At 64.2% G+C, this 16,500-nt stretch carries 15 protein-coding genes and 1 pseudogene; 8 read left to right on the top strand and 8 right to left on the bottom strand.

Annotated features, from left to right (window positions below; all coding sequences use genetic code 11):
* Position 1: 1 nt before the first annotated feature.
* The 3 genes from GXN78_RS29865 to GXN78_RS29855 form a co-directional block, all read right to left on the bottom strand.
* Positions 2 to 889: a fumarylacetoacetate hydrolase family protein gene (locus tag GXN78_RS29865; protein WP_164255890.1), complete on the bottom strand. Its 888-nt coding sequence runs from the start codon at positions 887 to 889 to the stop codon at positions 2 to 4.
* A 98-nt stretch (positions 890 to 987) separates the two neighbouring features.
* On the bottom strand, positions 988 to 2,670 hold the full coding sequence (locus tag GXN78_RS29860) for an FAD-dependent oxidoreductase (RefSeq protein WP_106559119.1): 1,683 nt from the start codon (positions 2,668 to 2,670) through the stop codon (positions 988 to 990).
* The gene (locus GXN78_RS29855) at positions 2,667 to 3,818 is read right to left on the bottom strand and encodes an aromatic ring-hydroxylating dioxygenase subunit alpha (protein WP_106559120.1); all 1,152 of its coding nucleotides are present in this window, start codon (positions 3,816 to 3,818) and stop codon (positions 2,667 to 2,669) included. The genes GXN78_RS29860 and GXN78_RS29855 overlap by 4 nt, the downstream gene beginning before the upstream one ends.
* Positions 3,819 to 3,975: 157 nt before the next feature.
* On the opposite strand from GXN78_RS29855, the gene GXN78_RS29850 reads away from it, so the two are divergent.
* A complete protein-coding gene (locus GXN78_RS29850) occupies positions 3,976 to 4,725 on the top strand; it encodes an IclR family transcriptional regulator (RefSeq protein WP_164255888.1) in 750 nt (249 codons plus the stop codon).
* Positions 4,726 to 4,748: 23 nt separating this feature from the next.
* Here the strand turns inward: GXN78_RS29850 and GXN78_RS29845 are convergent, their stop codons facing one another.
* The 5 genes and pseudogenes from GXN78_RS29845 to GXN78_RS29830 all read right to left on the bottom strand — a co-directional run bounded on the left by GXN78_RS29845 (position 4,749) and on the right by GXN78_RS29830 (position 9,025).
* Positions 4,749 to 5,741 carry a tripartite tricarboxylate transporter substrate binding protein gene (locus tag GXN78_RS29845; RefSeq protein WP_164255886.1) on the bottom strand — a complete coding sequence of 331 codons (993 nt, stop codon included), beginning with the start codon at positions 5,739 to 5,741 and terminating at the stop codon, positions 4,749 to 4,751.
* A 107-nt stretch (positions 5,742 to 5,848) separates the two neighbouring features.
* Positions 5,849 to 6,367 carry a porin gene (locus tag GXN78_RS42055; protein ID WP_275407625.1) on the bottom strand — a complete coding sequence of 173 codons (519 nt, stop codon included), beginning with the start codon at positions 6,365 to 6,367 and terminating at the stop codon, positions 5,849 to 5,851.
* 64 nt (positions 6,368 to 6,431) lie between these two features.
* Positions 6,432 to 6,998 (bottom strand): annotated as a pseudogene (locus GXN78_RS42050) (porin); the annotation flags it as partial.
* 186 nt (positions 6,999 to 7,184) lie between these two features.
* Positions 7,185 to 8,060, bottom strand: a complete 876-nt coding sequence (locus tag GXN78_RS29835) for a tripartite tricarboxylate transporter substrate binding protein (protein WP_164255884.1) — start codon at positions 8,058 to 8,060, stop codon at positions 7,185 to 7,187.
* Positions 8,061 to 8,344: 284 nt separating this feature from the next.
* Positions 8,345 to 9,025 (bottom strand): Crp/Fnr family transcriptional regulator, encoded by a 681-nt coding sequence (locus GXN78_RS29830; RefSeq protein WP_106559125.1) that lies wholly within the window; start codon positions 9,023 to 9,025, stop codon positions 8,345 to 8,347.
* Between the two features lie 553 nt (positions 9,026 to 9,578).
* On the opposite strand from GXN78_RS29830, the gene GXN78_RS29825 reads away from it, so the two are divergent.
* From GXN78_RS29825 to GXN78_RS29795, 7 genes are all read left to right on the top strand, one after another.
* A complete protein-coding gene (locus GXN78_RS29825) occupies positions 9,579 to 10,127 on the top strand; it encodes a nuclear transport factor 2 family protein (protein ID WP_106559126.1) in 549 nt (182 codons plus the stop codon).
* 15 nt (positions 10,128 to 10,142) lie between these two features.
* Positions 10,143 to 10,862: an NAD(P)-binding domain-containing protein gene (locus GXN78_RS29820; protein ID WP_106559127.1), complete on the top strand. Its 720-nt coding sequence runs from the start codon at positions 10,143 to 10,145 to the stop codon at positions 10,860 to 10,862.
* Between the two features lie 80 nt (positions 10,863 to 10,942).
* Positions 10,943 to 11,935 carry a tripartite tricarboxylate transporter substrate binding protein gene (locus GXN78_RS29815; protein ID WP_106559128.1) on the top strand — a complete coding sequence of 331 codons (993 nt, stop codon included), beginning with the start codon at positions 10,943 to 10,945 and terminating at the stop codon, positions 11,933 to 11,935.
* Positions 11,936 to 11,975: 40 nt separating this feature from the next.
* Positions 11,976 to 13,361: an FAD-dependent oxidoreductase gene (locus tag GXN78_RS29810; RefSeq protein WP_164255881.1), complete on the top strand. Its 1,386-nt coding sequence runs from the start codon at positions 11,976 to 11,978 to the stop codon at positions 13,359 to 13,361.
* Between the two features lie 31 nt (positions 13,362 to 13,392).
* Positions 13,393 to 14,379, top strand: coding sequence for a cupin domain-containing protein (locus tag GXN78_RS29805; RefSeq protein WP_106559130.1), 987 nt, complete (start codon positions 13,393 to 13,395; stop codon positions 14,377 to 14,379).
* Positions 14,376 to 15,572: an FAD-dependent monooxygenase gene (locus tag GXN78_RS29800; RefSeq protein ID WP_106559131.1), complete on the top strand. Its 1,197-nt coding sequence runs from the start codon at positions 14,376 to 14,378 to the stop codon at positions 15,570 to 15,572. The genes GXN78_RS29805 and GXN78_RS29800 overlap by 4 nt, the downstream gene beginning before the upstream one ends.
* Positions 15,573 to 15,667: 95 nt before the next feature.
* The gene (locus tag GXN78_RS29795) at positions 15,668 to 16,495 is read left to right on the top strand and encodes a fumarylacetoacetate hydrolase family protein (RefSeq protein ID WP_343231038.1); all 828 of its coding nucleotides are present in this window, start codon (positions 15,668 to 15,670) and stop codon (positions 16,493 to 16,495) included.
* Positions 16,496 to 16,500 lie beyond the last annotated feature (5 nt).

Raw genomic sequence — 16,500 nt, 5'->3', positions numbered from 1 at the left:
GTCAGAACGGGCGAGGCGCACGCGCATCGCACTCGCGCACCGGGATCGTCATCGCGCCGACGGAATCGATCTCGATGCGCAGTTCGTCACCCGCCCGGAACGGTCCCACGCCCTCGGGTGTTCCGGATGCAATCACGTCGCCCGGCTGTAGCCACAGTACCGATGAAACCAGCTCGATCAGCTCGGCGACCCCAACGATCATCTCAGCGGTGTTGGCCTCTTGCCTGAGTTCGCCATTGACCCACAGCCGGTTGCGCAACTGGCCCGGATCCGGCACCTCGTCGGCCGTCACGATCCAGGGCCCCATGGGCGTAAAGCCTTCGAAGGACTTGCGCATCGAGCGCTCCTCCTCGGCGACGTCTTTCTCGATGCGCATGGTCGCATCGATGAGGCAGGTGTAGCCGAACACGTGCTCCATCGCATTCGCACGCGGGATGTTTCGTCCACCGCGCCCGATGATCACTGCCAACTCAGACTCGTGATCGAAGCGACGGCTCGAAGCTTGCGGCACCAGAATCGCCTCGCCGGCGCCAACCAAAGATCCGGGCGCCTTGAGAAAGAAGCCCTGTTCGCGCGCCGTGCGTCCCGGCTTGGTGACCGTGCGGGACCCGAGTTCACCCAAATGCTTACGGTAGTTGGCAGGCGCAGCGAAGATATGTGGAGGCGCCGGGTTCGGCGCAAGCAACCTGGTGGCGGACCACGGCGTTGCCTGCGCTGCTGCGCGGTAGCCAGCCACCCGCGCGGACATCGAATCCCAGTTGCCGAGCAGCCAGTTCATGCGCTGACGCGGCAGCAGATCGAGGGCCGCGGGCAGGAGCGGCGTGATGTCGTACACCACGTCGCCGTCCACCACACCGATACGGAAGTCATCGAAAGAGGCAAGTTTCATAGCAGCGTACATTCATTCAGGAAAAAAGATGCACCGGGGAGGCGCCCGGCGGCGTTAGAGCCTCCGAGTCCCCATGCTCGGTCCGTGTCCATTCACGATTAAGCCTCTGCGAGCACCGCGACGTTGCTCTTCTCCGGCAAGGGCTCGTTGGTGGCGCCGCGGATTCGGTCGACCAGATGGAAGCAGTCGTTGGGGAGGGCATCGCCCCGCCAGGCCACCTGTCCGTCAGGCCGCACCAGCACCAGGCAGCGCTCGTAGAGGCGAGCCGCTTCCTCGCTGGCGATATCGATGCGCTGCAGGGGCAGGCCGGCCGCGGTCGCCGCCTCCTCGAGCGGCGCAGCGTCCGGAGCGTTCGGCCCGAAGCGAAGCAGCACGAAGCCGCGGCCGAAAAGGTCGAGGATGGACTTGCCCTCTTCCAGCCACACGTGCGGTGCGCGTGACCCAGGACGCGCAGTCGGCGTGTAGCTCGACACCTGCAATGGTGGACGCGGCGTGCCGTCGGGGATCACGATCGGCGAGCCCTCGTACACGTAGCCCAGATGCACGCCGATGGAGAACCATTCCCGGCGCATCATTTCGGTGTATCGCTGGCCATATTCGCGCCGTGCGGCTTCCATGTCCGGAGCGTCGGTGTCGAACACGGCCGGGTCCGGCCGGAGGACGCGCGGCGAGAGCATCCGCCGCAGGTTCTCGCTGGACTCGCCCACGTTGCGTACCGCCACCGGAAACTGTTCGCACTCGTAGGTCGGCAGCAGGTTGGCACCACCCCAGCCCTCCACCATGGCCGCCAGTTTCCAGGAGAGGTTTACGACGTCCAGGATACCGGTATTCATTCCGAAGCCGCCGGTGGGAGAGGTCAGGTGCGCGGCATCGCCCGCGATAAAGACGCGGCCCTTGCCGTACTCCTTCGCCACCAACTGCCGCCGCACCCATGGCAACATGGAGAGCACCTCGAACGCGAAAGGACGTCCCACGGCTCGGACGATGGCGGCGCGCGCCTCTTCTTCCGTCAGTGTTCTCTTCTGCGAATCCCCGACCAGTGAAAACCGCCATTCGTCCCGTCCGTTGATGGCCACCAACGTGGCCCAGGTACCTTCGGGCCCGATGAAGATGTAGCGATAAGCGGGCTCCATCTTGTGAAGCTTTTCGAGCCCCTCGCATCGGAAGATGACATTGGTGGTGTGGGTCAGCACCGGCTCCCCCTCCATCTCGATGCCCAGGGCATGACGAACGGTGCTGGCACCGCCGTCGCAGCCGACCACGTAGTCGGCAGTGAAGGGTTCGATATCTCCCGTGCGGGTGTTGCGCAGCTGCACTTCGACCGCATCGCCCAGATCCTCGAACGCGACGAGCTCGGTGTCATAGCTCAGACTGACCGTCGGATGGCTGGAAGCGAAGCGCTTCAGGACAGGGTCGAAGAAGTTCTGCGGGCACCGTTCTCGCTTCTGCGGACTGTGCACGGGGGGCTTTTCAGCGCGCGGCGAGGGAAACACTTCGCGGCCGAACGCGTAGCCGTTCAGATCCGTCACCCACGCGCAGTCCTGGGGATAGTCGCGGTTGTAGCCGGCAGCTTCGACCCACGGGACGATGCCCCAGCGGCGGCAGAACTCCATCGACCGGATACCGACCATGTCCATTTTGGGCTGCGAGACGCGGCCATCGCCCCTCTCGATGAGCCGGCAGTCGATACCGCGCCAGCCCAGGTCGCCTGCAAGTGCCAGACCAACCGGACCGCCGCCAACTACAAGGACAGATGTTTTTGCACTCATGGAATTGCTCATTTCCTGATTTCAGTCTGCGCAAGGCTTTGAGGAAGACCTGCGGCCTCAACCGCTGTCTTGCCCGAGTGAGCAGCCACAGCAGGGATCTCCTGTCGGGCAGTTTCCGCCCGGATCAACTCGTCGAGGATCCGGTTGCAACGAACCGGACCGGCGTCGGTCTCGAGCAGCACCGGGCGCCCGGTGAACGCGGGATGGCGATGCATCATCTGCGCGACGGCGCGCACCATCGGCTCGTCTTGCTCCTCGAAGGCATGCCGGCGCGCAGCAGACAACCAGTCCTTGAATTCTTGTTGGTCTTCCTCGACATCCAGGAGGACCCCTTGCCGAGCGGCAGCGAAGTGATAAAGCGTGGTGTTTTCCGTCTCTGGGGTGAGCAGGTGCGCTCCCAGCACGCCTGCTCCGTCCTCACGTGAACCACCGGGGGGATAGGCGCCTGAATCATTGAGCAGATAGCAAGGCGGGGTCCACTTCTGCGTGGACCAGACGTCGACGCGTTCGCCGTCTTTGCGATAGATGCGATCGAGCAGGCCGGTCGGTCGGACGTTGAACTTGGGCCGATGAACGCGAACCGTCGTGCCCTCCTGCTCGACGGTGACGTCGGCCTTGATCGTTTCCGCACCGCCGATGACCCCGTCATGCAGGAACGGGGAGTGGCTCAGGTCGAGCAGGTTGTCGGCTACCCGGCGAAAGTTCGCATCGACCCTGATGAAATCGCGGCGGCAAATGTCGTACCCCGATCCACTGTCAAGAAACGAGTAGTCTGGAATCAATGACGGGTCGGCAGCCTGATCGCCCATCCACACCCAGATCATCGTATGGCGCTCCACCGCCGGGAACGCGGCCACTTTGCACGTCGGCGGGATGCGGCCAGAGCCGTGCGGGTTATGGGCGCAGGCGCCTGAGGACGCGAACTCCAGGCCGTGGTAGCCGCACTGAACGCGATCGCCTGGCAGCAGCTTTCCGAGGTGAAGCGGCGCAAACCGGTGTGGGCAGATGTCTCTCAGCACCGCGATGCCGCCGTCCTCGCGGCGGTACATCACCAACGGTTCGTTCAATATCGTGCAGGCGCTCAGTTTGCCCTGCTCAAGCCGCTCGCCCCAAAGGGCTGCATACCAGGCATTGCGCAGGAACGGTGTCGAAGGGGTCATGGGTGATCTCCTTGCATTGGGCAATTGGTTGTTGATTCAATGCTAGGCATGGTTGCAACATTACTCAATGCATTTATCATTCTTAAAATCAAGCTTCGCATCGGTTTGTTTATCACCGGAGATTCATGTGACTGAAGTGCAACCGGAAGAGTTGGAGATGATCGGTCCCAAGGGCATTGCGTCCGTCGAGATCGCAGTGAACCTGGTCAGGACGATCGAGGCGAGCCCCGAGCCGCTGCTGCTCAAGGAGATCGCCGACGCGGTCGGCTTTTCGTCCAGCAAGGCCTACCACTACCTGGTCAGCCTTGTACGCAGTGGATTGCTGGAGCGCGAGAGAGGCGGCATGCGCTATGGCCTGGGCAGCTTTTCCCTCCAGCTCGGCCTGACGGCCCTCGCCCGCACGGGCACCGCGCATCTCGTTGCCGACGCGGTTCGCGCCCTGCGCGACGAGGTCGGACATGCCACAGCCTTCTCGGTGTGGAGCACCCGTGGAGCCGTGGTGCGTCACCTCGAAGAGAGCAAGGAGGCGCTCGGCGTGAGCATGCGTCTCGGAACGGTTCTGCCGCTCCTGAACTCGCCGACGACCGACATTTTTCTTGCGTGGTTGCCGGACGAGGAGTTGAAGCCTGCTCTGGCAGCGTTGCCGCAGAAAGCGCTTCCGCTCAAAAAGCTGGTGGCGATCCGTCAGGAGACGCGTCAGCAAGGCGGCGCGCACGCGTCGGGCGTTCGCACGCCCAGCATCGCTGGGGCCGCGGCGCCCGTGTTCGGAGGCCGCGGCCGTCTGGTCGGCGCGCTTTCCACGCTCGGCTTGGTCGGTCAGTTCGACGACCGCCCGACCAGCAAGGTCAGCCGTGCGTTGCATCGGCACGCCCGCGCACTCTCCGACACTTTGGCCACGCAGATGTAGCAGCCGGTGCTCCCAACTCGGGATTACTCGATCTTCGCGCCGGAGTCTTCCACGCGGCGGGTCCAGCGAGGCCTCTCGGCGCGCATGAAGGCCTGCGTCGCTTCGAGAGATCCGCCTGCAGGCACCGAGCCGAGATCTTGCAGTTGTTTTTCTACCTCGGGCAACTGCAGGATCTGGTCAATTTCTGCGTTGAGTCGCTCCAGGACCGCCCGCGGCGTTCCGGCCGGGGCAATAAAGCTGAACCAGGTGCTCGACTCGAGCGCAGGAAGGCCCTGCTGCGCGAACGTCTTCGTATTCGGAAACGTCGAAAGCCTCTCCGCCGTGGCGGTGCCGAGCAGCTTCAATTTCCCGGCCTTGATCAGCGAGGTTGCTCCCAAGGGCGTGGTGAAGGCGACCTCCACCTGGTTGCTCATCACGGCCATCAAAGCGGGGGCGTCTCCCTGGTAAGGCACCGGGACGATGTCGATGTCCGCAGCCTTCTTGAGCATTTCCATCAGGATGTGCGAAGTGTTCCCGCTCCCACCTGGCAGGCCATAGTTGAACTTTCCTGGATTCTTCTTGGCGAGGGCGATGAACTCCTTCACGTCATTGGCCGGCAAGCCCGGTGCGGCCACCAGGATGTAAGGAACACGGGCGAGCAGCGCAACGGGAACGAAGTCCCGCTCCGGGTCGTAAGGCAGCTTCTCCTTGTAGAGGGCAGGGTTGAGGATGTGGTAGACGAGGCTGCTGAGGGCCAGGGTATGGCCATCTGCCGCGGAACGAGCCAGTTGCTGCATGACGATGAATCCGGATGCGCCCGGCCGGTTCTCCACCACCACGGATCTGCCGAGCCGCGTGGCAAGTCGCTGCGCCACGATTCGTGTGGTGACGTCACTGGGCCCTCCGGGTGGCGCTGCCACCAAGACGGTGATCGGCTTCGACGGGAAGTCAGCCTGCGCGGTCGCGTCGGAAAATGTCAGCACGGTGGCGATCAGTGCAATCAGTGTGGTTCTGGTAATGGAACGCAGCAGGCCCATGGATGTCTCCGGTTCGGTTGAAGGGCAGTCTTTGAAGTGGCCTACGGTCACAAGGTCTACATGGGTTCGGTCACCGATCTGGCCCATCAGCCGCTTGTCAAGGCGTGTCAGAACTGATGTCGTACGCCTGCCTCAATTCCCCTGGCCCCACGACTCGCGATTGGCGTCGGCGCACCGGAGACCGTGTAGGCAGCCTTGCCCCGGTTGCTCAATCGCGAGTAAGTGCCATAGAGCGCCGTGCGCTTGGACAGGTTGTGCACATAGCCGAGGGCCCACTGGCTCGCTGCATTGCTGCTGCGGGCGCTTCCATCCGCGTTCAAGAGCGAGGCGCTGCTGTGGTCCGCGAGTCTGGAATAGCTGAGCCGGAGGACGCCTGCAGGGACGATCGACACATGCGCGCCCACCGTGGATGTGTTCTTCCGAATCGTCCCACCAGTCAGATCCACGGTCACCTGGTTGAAAAGCCCGAAAAAGGTGATCAGCTGCGTCGAGTACGACGCGCCGACATTCGCATGCCGATAGCTGCCTGTGCTCGCGGTGGATGCGTACGTCGTTCGCGATGCGCCGACAGCGACATTGATGGGCCCGGATGCCACCCGATCCGCCACCCTTGAGCGTGCCGTCATCCGGATTCGGAGCGGTTGAAGCGTTCTCTCCTACCGCGTAGACCGCCATCCCGTACAGGCCGCCGAGACCAGCGGGGAGCCAGTAGCTGATCCCATTGCTGAACCCGACGGTAGTGGGCATCACGCCGCTGTCGACGGCGGTGAAGGCGAGGTTGCCGGCACGTCCGACGCCGAGGCCGCCGAACGGATCGAAGGAGACATTGTTGTAGTGGTGAGGCGAGAAATCACGGCCCAGGCGAACCTGCCCCCATGGACCACCCAGGCCCACGTAGGAACGGCGATCGAAGGTGAGGATGCCCGCTGCGGTTGCACCGGAGGTCTGGTTGTTCGCGTTACTCGCACGGCCGGTGCCGGCGTCTGGATTGATCCCACCCTCCAGCCAAGCAAATGCAGTCATTCCGCCTCCGAGATCTTCGAGGGCTCTGAAGCCATACTGACTGCTGCTCAAGCCGCTGCTGCCCAGCAGGGTGCGCCTGCTGCCGCCGTCCGCGCGCAAGTACTGTGCGTTGACGTCGACGATGCCCCAAAGCGTGACATTGGCCTGAGCGTGGGCAATCAGTTCACTGCCTAGACCAAGCGCCGCTACAAACAAATTCCTGCAAAGGGGGACGTAACTCGAAGTTCGTTTCATTTTTTTCGTTCTCTTTTGATGGTGATGGGCTGGAGCTATCAAGGCACGCGGCAACGCATGCCGCGGTCTCAAGCTCGTCATCGAGCTGTCAACTCAGCGCGGCAAGGGGGTCGAACGCTGCGAGGTTCAAACGGCCGCAGGGCGCAGCCAGGGCGCGAGAGAACTCCCGCACCGTGCGTGCAGCAGTCAGTCCAGCGAAAGGTTTCCCTTTTTGACCACCTCGCTCCATTTCGAGATGTCCTGCTGAATGAACTTGGCGAACTCTTCGCTGCTGCTTCCGACCGGCTCGAAGTCGAAGCTGCGAATCCTTTCGGCGATCTCCGGCTCGGCAACGATCTTCCGGATCTCTTGCGACAGCTTCGCCACGATCGGCGCTGGCGTATTCGCGGGCAGAAAGAAGCCGCCCCAACCCGACAGGTTGGCAGACGAATATCCCGCCTGCTCGAAGGTCGGAATGTCAGGCAGGCTCTTCAAGCGCTTGGTCGACGACACCGCCAGGATCCGCGTCTTGTCGCTTTGTGGAATGTAGTAGCCGGCCGAACCCGTTGCCGCCGTGATGACGCCGCCCACCAGATCGGAGAACGGTTCGGCCTCGCCCTTGTATGCGACATGCGTCAGCTTCGCACCAGACTGCTGCTTGATGGCTTCAACGATGATGTGGCCCGTCGAACCCGTGCCCCAGGAAGCCACGCTCACGTTGCGCTGCGGGTCTTTCGAAAGCTCGACGAGATCCGCGACTGACTTCACGGGACTGTTCGCCTTGACGGCGAGGGCCACCGGAAAGAGCACGACGAGCGAAACTGGGGCGAGATCGCGCAGCTGGTAGGAAGTCCGCGATCGAAGCACTGTGTTCTGCACAACGGAAGCCTGCCCGAACAGGAGCGTGTAGCCATCGGCCGGCGCCTTGGCCACATAGGAGGTGGCCAACATGCCCGTGGCACCGGGCTTGGACTCCACGACCACGGGCTGTTTCAGGGCCAGCGACAACCTCTGGCCGATGAGGCGTGCCATGGCGTCGTGGGTTCCACCGGCCGGCGTGGGAAGAACGATGCGGATCGGCATCGACGGATAGGAGCCTGCATGCACCTGCGAATGGGCGGGCGTGAGCGCAAGCAGCGCCGCACCCGAGAGCAACGATGCTGCGACGCATCGGTGCCAGTGGCGAGCGTCTGTGCCGCATTTCTGCCGTGCGTGGGGGGTCGATCCGGTGTTCACGTGGTCTCCATGCGCTGATCTGCGTCAGCAACTGCATTAGAGATTTGTGCGCGCATCAAGATCGGCACTATTGCGACAATTCGAGGGTATGCACCGAATCCGGCAGGCACCCGTCGACCGGGGTGTGCTTGCTATCCGCTCAGCGCGCGCAGGACCACAAGATGTCGATAGCCGAGCCTGATGTAGCCGCTCTTCTCCAACTTCTGGAGCTCCATGCTCACCCGCTGGCGCGATGCGCCGATCGCGTACGCGATGTCTTGCTGCGAGAGCGTCAATCGGACACCCTCGCCCTGCAGCGGTGCAGGCTGATGCGCTACAAGACGCCTCAGAAGACTCACGATCCTTTTCTCCAGGCTCCCTGAGGTGAAGGCTGCCAGCAGTGCCACCAGCTCCGCGGCGAAGTGGCTCACTCTCGCGGCGAACGCCAGCGCACCTTCGGGATCAGTAGCCAGATGGCGCCGGAACTCGGACGCATCGAGCTGAACGGCCTCGACGGTGCCGGACGCAATCGCATCCGATGGAAAAGGAATCCGCCCCAAAACGGAAGCCACACCCGCAAACTCGCCTGGTCCGAACCAGCGCAGGAACACCTCGTCTCCCTCCGGCGTGCTGGCCACCATGCGCACTTGACCACTCAGGATTAGACACACGGAATTCGCCATCAATCCGTTGTGCAGGATAAGTTCACCGTCTTCCCAACACTTGAGATGTCCAAGCGCACGCAAGGCTTCCGCCGTGCGTGGCGGAAGTTCGTGCAACGCTTGCGCGAGCACATCAGCGGCGGGCCGACGAACGTCGGCATCCTTGATCATGAGAAGATTTTCGCACCCCGCATGGAGAACGGTCCTTCTGCGGTCGATCGGCTGGCGGACGGAGTGAATCGATCAAGTCAAGGCGGCAAGCAAGGTCTGAAGCAGCGCCGATGCGAGAAGTCGTGCGTCGTCGTCGCCAGTTGAAGCAGTCCAAATGGAGCGCGAAATCTTGGCAAACAGCTCCCGCTGATCGCGGGAGCAACGGCGCTCCTTGCCATCTTCTCGATTGCGCCGGCGGCAGGTTGCCCGGCACCTGGTGGCGCACCGACCATGTCAAGCGGCCTCATGACCGCCGCGCCCTGTGCGCTGAGTGCTGCGCGACTGCCGCGCCGGGCGAGGTCATGTAGTCCCCGCCGCAATGGGGCAGGCATGCGTTCTGACGTTCGCCCTATCTATTAAAGACGCGTCTCCTCGCGAAGCGCGAAGGGTTCGAGGGCCGTACCTATCGAAAACCCTGATGCTGTCGGGAGGTTCATGCATCACACTTACAAACCAGCTGGACGGTTTGTTCCATGCAGGTCGACTTCCACCAAACAGGACAAGGAGACAGCCCATGACGAAAACGACTGACGAGAAGCTGCGCGAGTTGCTGGTGAAGGATCGGCTTCACGAACTGGAGATGGCCTACTGCCGTGGCGTGGATCGACGTGACGCCGCGCTGTTGCGCTCCATCTTCTTCGAGGATGCGATCGAGGAACACGGCGACATGTACAGCGGCAGTGCGACGGAGTTCGCCGATTGGGTGTTCCGGGACCTTCTGCCCAAGTACGAACTCACGACGCACTATGTGCTCAACGAGTGGTACCGCGTCGATGGCGACAAGGCCGAGGGCGAGACGCACCGCCTGTCCTACCATCGCGAGCGTGCTGCGAACGGCTCGGCGACGGAAGCCACTGCAGCTTGCCGCACGTTCAACCGGTACGAGTGTCGCGACGGCGTGTGGAAGATTTCCTACCGCAGCGTGGTACGCGATTGGGTGACGAAGCGCCCCGTCGACGACTCGCTCTATCGCGGGCATTTCGGCATGGCGCTGAGCCAGCCGAACGATCAGGACGATTCGTACCGCCTGCTCACGCTGTTCCCGCGCGGCGACCGGCTCTGAGACGAGGCTGAAGTGATGAAGATCGGCATTGTGGGCACGGGCAACATGGGCCGCATTCTGGGATGCGGATGGGCGGTTCACGGGCACGAAGTGTTCTTCGGCGCGCGCGATCCACAGACGGCCGTCGATGCGGCCGAGCTGGCGCGGGCCAATGGTGCAGCGCGTGCGCAGGCGGGCAGCAATCGCGAGGCCGCCGTCTTCGGCGATGTGATTTTCTACAGCGTCCGCGATGTGGACCCCACCCAGGTGATCGGCGACATCTCCGCGCTGGACGGCAAGGTGGTCATCGACCCGAACAACTGGCCGGTCCCCGAAGGCAAATTCGACTTCGCGCCGATTGCCCAGTCCCTCGCTGAGAGGCTCCAGGCATGGCTCCCGAGCGCCCAGGTCGTGAAGTGCTTCAACACCATGGCGCAGGAGTTGTTCGAGATGCCGGTGGACGAACTGCGCGCTCAGAAGGTCTCGGCCTTCATCGCCTCCGACCACGCCGGCGCGCGCGACACGGTGGCTGCCCTCACGCGCGACCTCGGCCTCGCACCCGTGGACATGGGACCACTGCGCAACGCGCGCATCGTCGAACCGCTGGGCGACGTCATCCGCTATCTCATCCTGGGCGCGGGGCTCGGCCCCTACGCCACATTGAAAGTCGATGTTCTGCAACCGGCCGAGACGGGCCGCTTTGGCGGCCGCCACGCCTCGGCCTGGTGGGCCCGCAACGCCGAGACGGCCGGGTGACACACGCACTCCCTTAACGCACCCCCCGAATACACCGGCCGTATCGATGGCATTTCACGACAACGAACGGAGACGCATCCATGATTTCTCGCATTTCCCTGCTGCGCGCCTTCACGGCGGCAGCCCTGACCCTCGCCTCCGCAGGCGCGCTGTCCCAGGCCTCCCAGGCCTACCCGGACAAGCCGATCCGCATCGTCGTGCCCTTCAGCGCCGGCGGCGGACTCGATGCCGCCGCCCGCGTGCTGGGACAGGGGCTCACCAAGCGGCTCGGCCAGCCGGTCATCGTGGACAACAAGCCCGGCGGCAACGGTCTCATCGCGACGCAGTACGTCACCGGTGCCAAGCCGGACGGCTACACGCTCTACCTGTGCGTCACCACCCCGTGGTCGATGCTGCCGGCGCTCTACAAGCGACCGCTGGGCTACGACGCCCACAAGGACTACACGGCGATCTCTCTGCTGGCCGAATTCCAGACCGTGATCTTCGTGAATCCCAAGACCGGCATCACGTCGATGAAGGCTTACATCGAGCGTGCCAAGGCCAACCCCGGAAAGCTTTCGTATGCCTCGACGGGCTCCGCACAGCCCTACACGCTGGCGACCGAGCTGCTGAAATCGAAGGTGGGCATCGATGTGCTGCACGTGCCGTTTGCGGGCGCCGCGCCCGCGACGCAATCGGTGGTCGCCGGTGACGTGGATTCGGCCATGTTCGACGTCGGAGGCTCAGCGCCCTTCATCAAGGCTGGTCGCCTGACGCCGCTGGCCATTGTTGGCAAGAGCCGCGTGCCCTCGCTGCCCGACGTGCCCACGCTCACCGAGGCAGGCATCATGGGCGTCGACATCCCGATGATCTGGATGGGCGTTGTCGGCCCGGGCGGTCTGCCACCGGCCATCGTGCGCAAGCTCAACGAAGAGATCAACACGGTGCTGCGCGGCGACGAGATGACGGCGCTGCTCGCGGCCCAGTCGCTCACACCGCTGGTCGCGTCGCCAGAGCAGATGGACGCGCAGATCAAGGGTGACATCAAGTCCTGGGGCGCCGTCATCAAGCAGCTCGGCGTCCAGCTTGACTAACGAAGGAATCGCAATGAAGAACGCAAGCTTGCATCATGACGTGGTCGTGGTCGGCGCCGGCATGGCCGGCCACTGCGCGGCGCTCGAAGCGGCGCGCATTGGCGCATCCGTGGTGTTGCTCGAGAAGATGCCGGCCTATGGCGGCAGCACCGCCATGTGCGGCGGGGCCTTTGCTTTCGCCGGTACCCGTGTGCAGAAAGAGAAGGGCATCGCCGATACGCCCGAACTGCTCGAACAGGACTTGCTCACTTGCGGCCATCATGCCAACGACCCGCAGGTGGTGCATGCCTACGCCGAGCACCAGTACGACGCCTACCGGTGGCTCGAGTCCCTGGGCCTCGATTTTGACAATGTCACGCTGAGCGGCGGTCAGTCAATGCCACGCCTGCACAGCCTGGATCCGAAGCATATGCTGCGCGTGTTGCATCAGGCGCTGCTCGATGCCGGCGGCACGTTCCGCGCCAACGCGGGCGCGCGCCGGTTGCTCACCAGCGGCGAGGACACCGAGCGCCGGGTCATCGGCGTAGAACTAGAGAACGGCGAGCACGTGATGGCCCAGGGTGGCGTGGTCATCGCGACCGGCGGTTTCTCGCGCTCCCGCGAGCTTGTATCCCGCTTCGCGCCGCATCTGGCCGACGCCAAACCCATGGGGGGCGAAGGCAATACGGGGGACGGCCTGCGCATGGCCTGGGCGCTGGGCGCCGACCTGGTCGACATGGGCTTCACCAAAGGCACCTTCGGGGCGCCCGCCATGGCGCCGCTCGCGGGCAAGGAAAAGATCGCGCCCCACCTGGTGCACACCATGTACAAGGGCGGCATCGTCGTGAACACGGATGGCCATCGCTTCGTGAACGAATCGCTGTCGTACAAGCTGATCGGCGAGGAATGCCTGAAGCAGCCCGGCCGCATCGGCGTGCAGGTGTTCGACCAGCGCATCATGGACCAGTCCGCACCCTTCCCCACGGTTGACGACTACAACTCGGCACTCGAAGCCGGGCTGATCCAGCGCGCGGACTCGCTCGACGAACTCGCCGGGCTACTCGGCCTGCCGGCCGAGGCACTGAAAGTCACCGTGGCTCGCTACAACGCAGCGGCCGAAGGCCGGGGTGGCGACGAGATGGGCCGTGACTGCCTCACGGCCGGTTACGGCAACGTGCCGACGCTCTCGACTGCGCCGTTCTACGGCATCGCCTGCACCACCGGTCTCAACTCGACCTACTGCGGCCTGCGCACCGACGCGGGGGCCCGCGTGCTAGACGTGTTCGATCAACCGATCGCAGGCCTCTACGCGACAGGCGAGGTCATGGGTGGTCTGCACGGCGCCTCCTATCTGAGCGGATCGTCGCTCGCCAAGGGCTGCATCTTCGGCCGCCTCGCCGCGCGGGACGCCTACCGGCGCGTGGGCCAGGCACTGGCTTCCACTTGATCCGGACCCCGTTCACACAGGAATCACCTCTATGTCTGAAGTCCTAGAAACACCCCCATCGCGTTACGACGCGATCCGCAACGTGGACGAACTTGTCCGTGCCATTGATGCGCAGAACTGCACCCCTGGCTGGGTCGCGCGCAAGCAGCCGCTGATGTGGCAAAGTCCTCTCTCTAAGTTTGTCCCGGTGCATTGGCGTTACGCCGAGATTCGCCCGGCGCTGCTGGCGGCCGGCCGCGTCATCGGCACTGACCTCGCTGAGCGGCGCAACTTCGTGCTGCGCAACCCGATCGAAGGCAATGATTTCGCGACCACACGCACGCTCGTGGGGGCCTACCAGTCGATCCTGCCAGGCGAGAAGGCGCGCGCGCATCGCCATTCGTCCCACGCGCTGCGCGTGATCATCGAATCGCGCGGTTCGTACTCGGTGGTCAACGGCAAGCAGCACCCGATGGAGACCGGTGACATCGTTCTGACACCTGGCAATCACTGGCATGGCCACGGACATGATGGCGATGCGCAGGCATTCTGGTTCGACTGCCTGGACCTCCCGCTCGTGCACCTGCTGGAGCCCATGAAGTCGGAGGACCACCCCGAGCACTGGGAGCGGAACGCCGAGCGCGTTGACCACTCGCCCATGCGCATCGAATGGGCCGACATGGAGCGTCGGCTTGCGGCGGCCAGCGCCGACGGCCTCGATGCCTCCTTCTTCGGCAAGACCGTGGACGTCACCTCCAGTTTGATGCCCACCATCACGATCAAGATTCACCAGTGGGCCGCCGGCTGGCAGGGCGGCGCCTACCGGCGCAACGCCAATGCCATCTACGTCGTGCTCAGGGGTAGCGGCACCAGCGCCGTTGGTGAAGAGCGTTTTGACTGGGCCTTTGGCGACGTGTTCGTGGCCCCGCTGGGCGTGCGCGTGGCGCATGCGGCGCGCGAAGATGCGGTGCTCGTCGCCCTCACCGACGAGGGCCTGATGAAGTTCTGCGGCTATGACGGACTGGAGGCCTGCGAATGACGCGACCCGTACTCATCGTCGGCGGCGGATTGGGTGGAGTGGCTACCGCGTTGGGCCTGGGCCAGCAGGGCCGCAGCGTGCGGCTTCTTGAACAATCTGCCGAGATCGCGCCCATCGGCTATGGCGTGCAGATCGGCCCCAACGTGCTCCCCGTGCTCGAGCGCCTTGGCCTGGGCGACGAAGTGCGCCGCGCCTCTTACCTGCCGGACGATCTGCTCTTGCTTGACGCCTACACCGGCGAGAAGCTGGTGCGCGTGCCGCTCAAGGGCGTGGACTTCGAGTGCCGCTACCCCGCACCCTACATCGCCATCCACCGCGTGGACCTGCATGAGATCCTGCTGAAGGCTGTACGCCAGTTGCCCAACGTGGACCTGAACCAGGCTACCACCGTGAGCGGCTACACGCAGACCGCCGACGCCGTGCAGGTGCAGACCGAGGCTGGCGAAAGCATCGAGGGCTGCGCCCTGGTTGCAGCCGATGGCCTGCGTTCGCGCCTGCGCGCGCTGATGCATCCCGAAGATGCCTCGCGCGACACCGGGTACGTCGCTCACCGCACTATCGTGCCGATGCGCGAGGCGCCGGTCAGCCTGCAAGAGCGCTCCGGCGTCACCATGTGGACAGGCGACGGTTTCCACGTCATCTACTACCCGCTGCGTGAGCGCACCGAGATGAACATCGTCGCCGTGTTCCGCGTGCCCGCAGGCCTGGAGCCAACCGACAACGACGGCTATAGGAACTACATCGATGACATCGCCGCCAGCGCCCAGTCGGAAGTACGCGACGTGATCTCCGTGGTCAACCTTGAGCGCCGCTGGGCGATCGCCGACCGCAACCCGCTGCGCCGGTGGGCCGATGGTTGCGTGACGCTGCTGGGTGACTCGGCTCACGCCACGCTGCAGTCCCTCGCGCAGGGTGCGGGGATGGCCCTGGAAGACGCGTCCGCGCTGACCGCGCTCATGGCGAAAGACCCCGAAGACCCGGCGCGCGCCTTCGCGGCCTTCGAGCGCCAGCGTTTTGTGCGCACCGCGCGCGTGCAGCTCGAGTCGCGCGCCCTATGGCACACCTACCATTGCGGCGGGACCGACGCCGAAGTGCGAACGCAGCAGTTGCAGGAACGCACCACGGAAGACCTGTACCGCTGCTTCGACTGGCTCTGGAATCCGGCCGCGGCACGCGGCGCCGTGTCTGCCTAGTGTTGTGAATTGCGACGAGAAATGTACGAAAGAAGCACTGGATGAAATTCTGCCGATTCGACAATGACTGCCTGGGCCTGATCGAAGGCGACGAGGTGTTCGACATCACGCCGGCGCTCGACGCGTTGCCGCAGCTGCGGTGGCCCGTGCCGTTGGGCGACCCGCTGATCACGCACCTGCCCGCGTTGATGGACGCCGCGCGCCTCGTGCCGCGCAGTGCGCGCCCCTACAAACTCTCGCAGGTGCACCTGCACAGCCCGATCACCAACCCAAGCAAGGTGATGGCCGCGCCGGCAAACTACCGACTGCACGTGGAGCACGACACCAAGGACCCAGGCGTGGACCAAGGCGTGCACCGCAAGGCGCTCGAGGGAGTGGAGCGCCCCGCCGAGAAGTACGGTCTGTTCCTCAAGGCCACTTCGGCCATCGCCGGGCCTGCCGAGGGCGTAATGATCATTCTGCCCGAGCGGCGTACCGACCACGAGGTAGAGCTGGGCGTGGTGATCGGCAAGGCTGGCCACGCCATCTCGCGCGCCGATGCCATGTCGCACGTCGCGGGCTACTGCATTGGGCTGGACATGACAGTGCGCGGCGCGGAGGATCGTAGTTTCCGCAAATCGCCCGACACCTATACCGTACTCGGCCCCTGTTTCGTCACCGCCGACGAAATCGCCGATCCGCACGCGCTCACGATGTCGCTCTGGGTGAACGGCGAACGGCGCCAGCACAGCTCGACAGGCGCGATGACCATCGACATCCCGGAACTGATCGAGCTCGCTTCGCGCCTCTACACGCTGCATCCGGGCGATGTGATCCTGACCGGAACGCCCGAGGGTGTGGGACCGGTGGTGGCCGGCGACGAGATCCGCGCGGCTTGCGAGGGCATTGGTGAGATGACACTACGGGTTTCCATCCACCCATAGAGATA

This window comes from Variovorax sp. WS11 (assembly GCF_010499245.1).
In the GTDB taxonomy this organism is placed as follows: Bacteria; Pseudomonadota; Gammaproteobacteria; order Burkholderiales; family Burkholderiaceae_C; genus Variovorax.
This window is presented reverse-complemented; position numbering and strand designations above follow the sequence as displayed.

What these genes read in the sequence shown, in the direction of transcription:
- GXN78_RS29860 (WP_106559119.1), bottom strand. Translation starts at nt 2,670, where the DNA reads ATGAGCAATTCCATGAGTGCAAAAACATCTGTCCTTGTAGTTGGCGGC.
- GXN78_RS29815 (WP_106559128.1), top strand. Translation starts at nt 10,943, where the DNA reads ATGATTTCTCGCATTTCCCTGCTGCGCGCCTTCACGGCGGCAGCCCTG.
- GXN78_RS29820 (WP_106559127.1), top strand. Translation starts at nt 10,143, where the DNA reads ATGAAGATCGGCATTGTGGGCACGGGCAACATGGGCCGCATTCTGGGA.
- GXN78_RS29800 (WP_106559131.1), top strand. Translation starts at nt 14,376, where the DNA reads ATGACGCGACCCGTACTCATCGTCGGCGGCGGATTGGGTGGAGTGGCT.
- GXN78_RS29865 (WP_164255890.1), bottom strand. Translation starts at nt 889, where the DNA reads ATGAAACTTGCCTCTTTCGATGACTTCCGTATCGGTGTGGTGGACGGC.
- GXN78_RS29830 (WP_106559125.1), bottom strand. Translation starts at nt 9,025, where the DNA reads ATGATCAAGGATGCCGACGTTCGTCGGCCCGCCGCTGATGTGCTCGCG.
- GXN78_RS29835 (WP_164255884.1), bottom strand. Translation starts at nt 8,060, where the DNA reads ATGCCGATCCGCATCGTTCTTCCCACGCCGGCCGGTGGAACCCACGAC.
- GXN78_RS29855 (WP_106559120.1), bottom strand. Translation starts at nt 3,818, where the DNA reads ATGACCCCTTCGACACCGTTCCTGCGCAATGCCTGGTATGCAGCCCTT.
- GXN78_RS29850 (WP_164255888.1), top strand. Translation starts at nt 3,976, where the DNA reads ATGATCGGTCCCAAGGGCATTGCGTCCGTCGAGATCGCAGTGAACCTG.
- GXN78_RS42055 (WP_275407625.1), bottom strand. Translation starts at nt 6,367, where the DNA reads ATGACGGCACGCTCAAGGGTGGCGGATCGGGTGGCATCCGGGCCCATC.
- GXN78_RS29825 (WP_106559126.1), top strand. Translation starts at nt 9,579, where the DNA reads ATGACGAAAACGACTGACGAGAAGCTGCGCGAGTTGCTGGTGAAGGAT.
- GXN78_RS29805 (WP_106559130.1), top strand. Translation starts at nt 13,393, where the DNA reads ATGTCTGAAGTCCTAGAAACACCCCCATCGCGTTACGACGCGATCCGC.
- GXN78_RS29845 (WP_164255886.1), bottom strand. Translation starts at nt 5,741, where the DNA reads ATGGGCCTGCTGCGTTCCATTACCAGAACCACACTGATTGCACTGATC.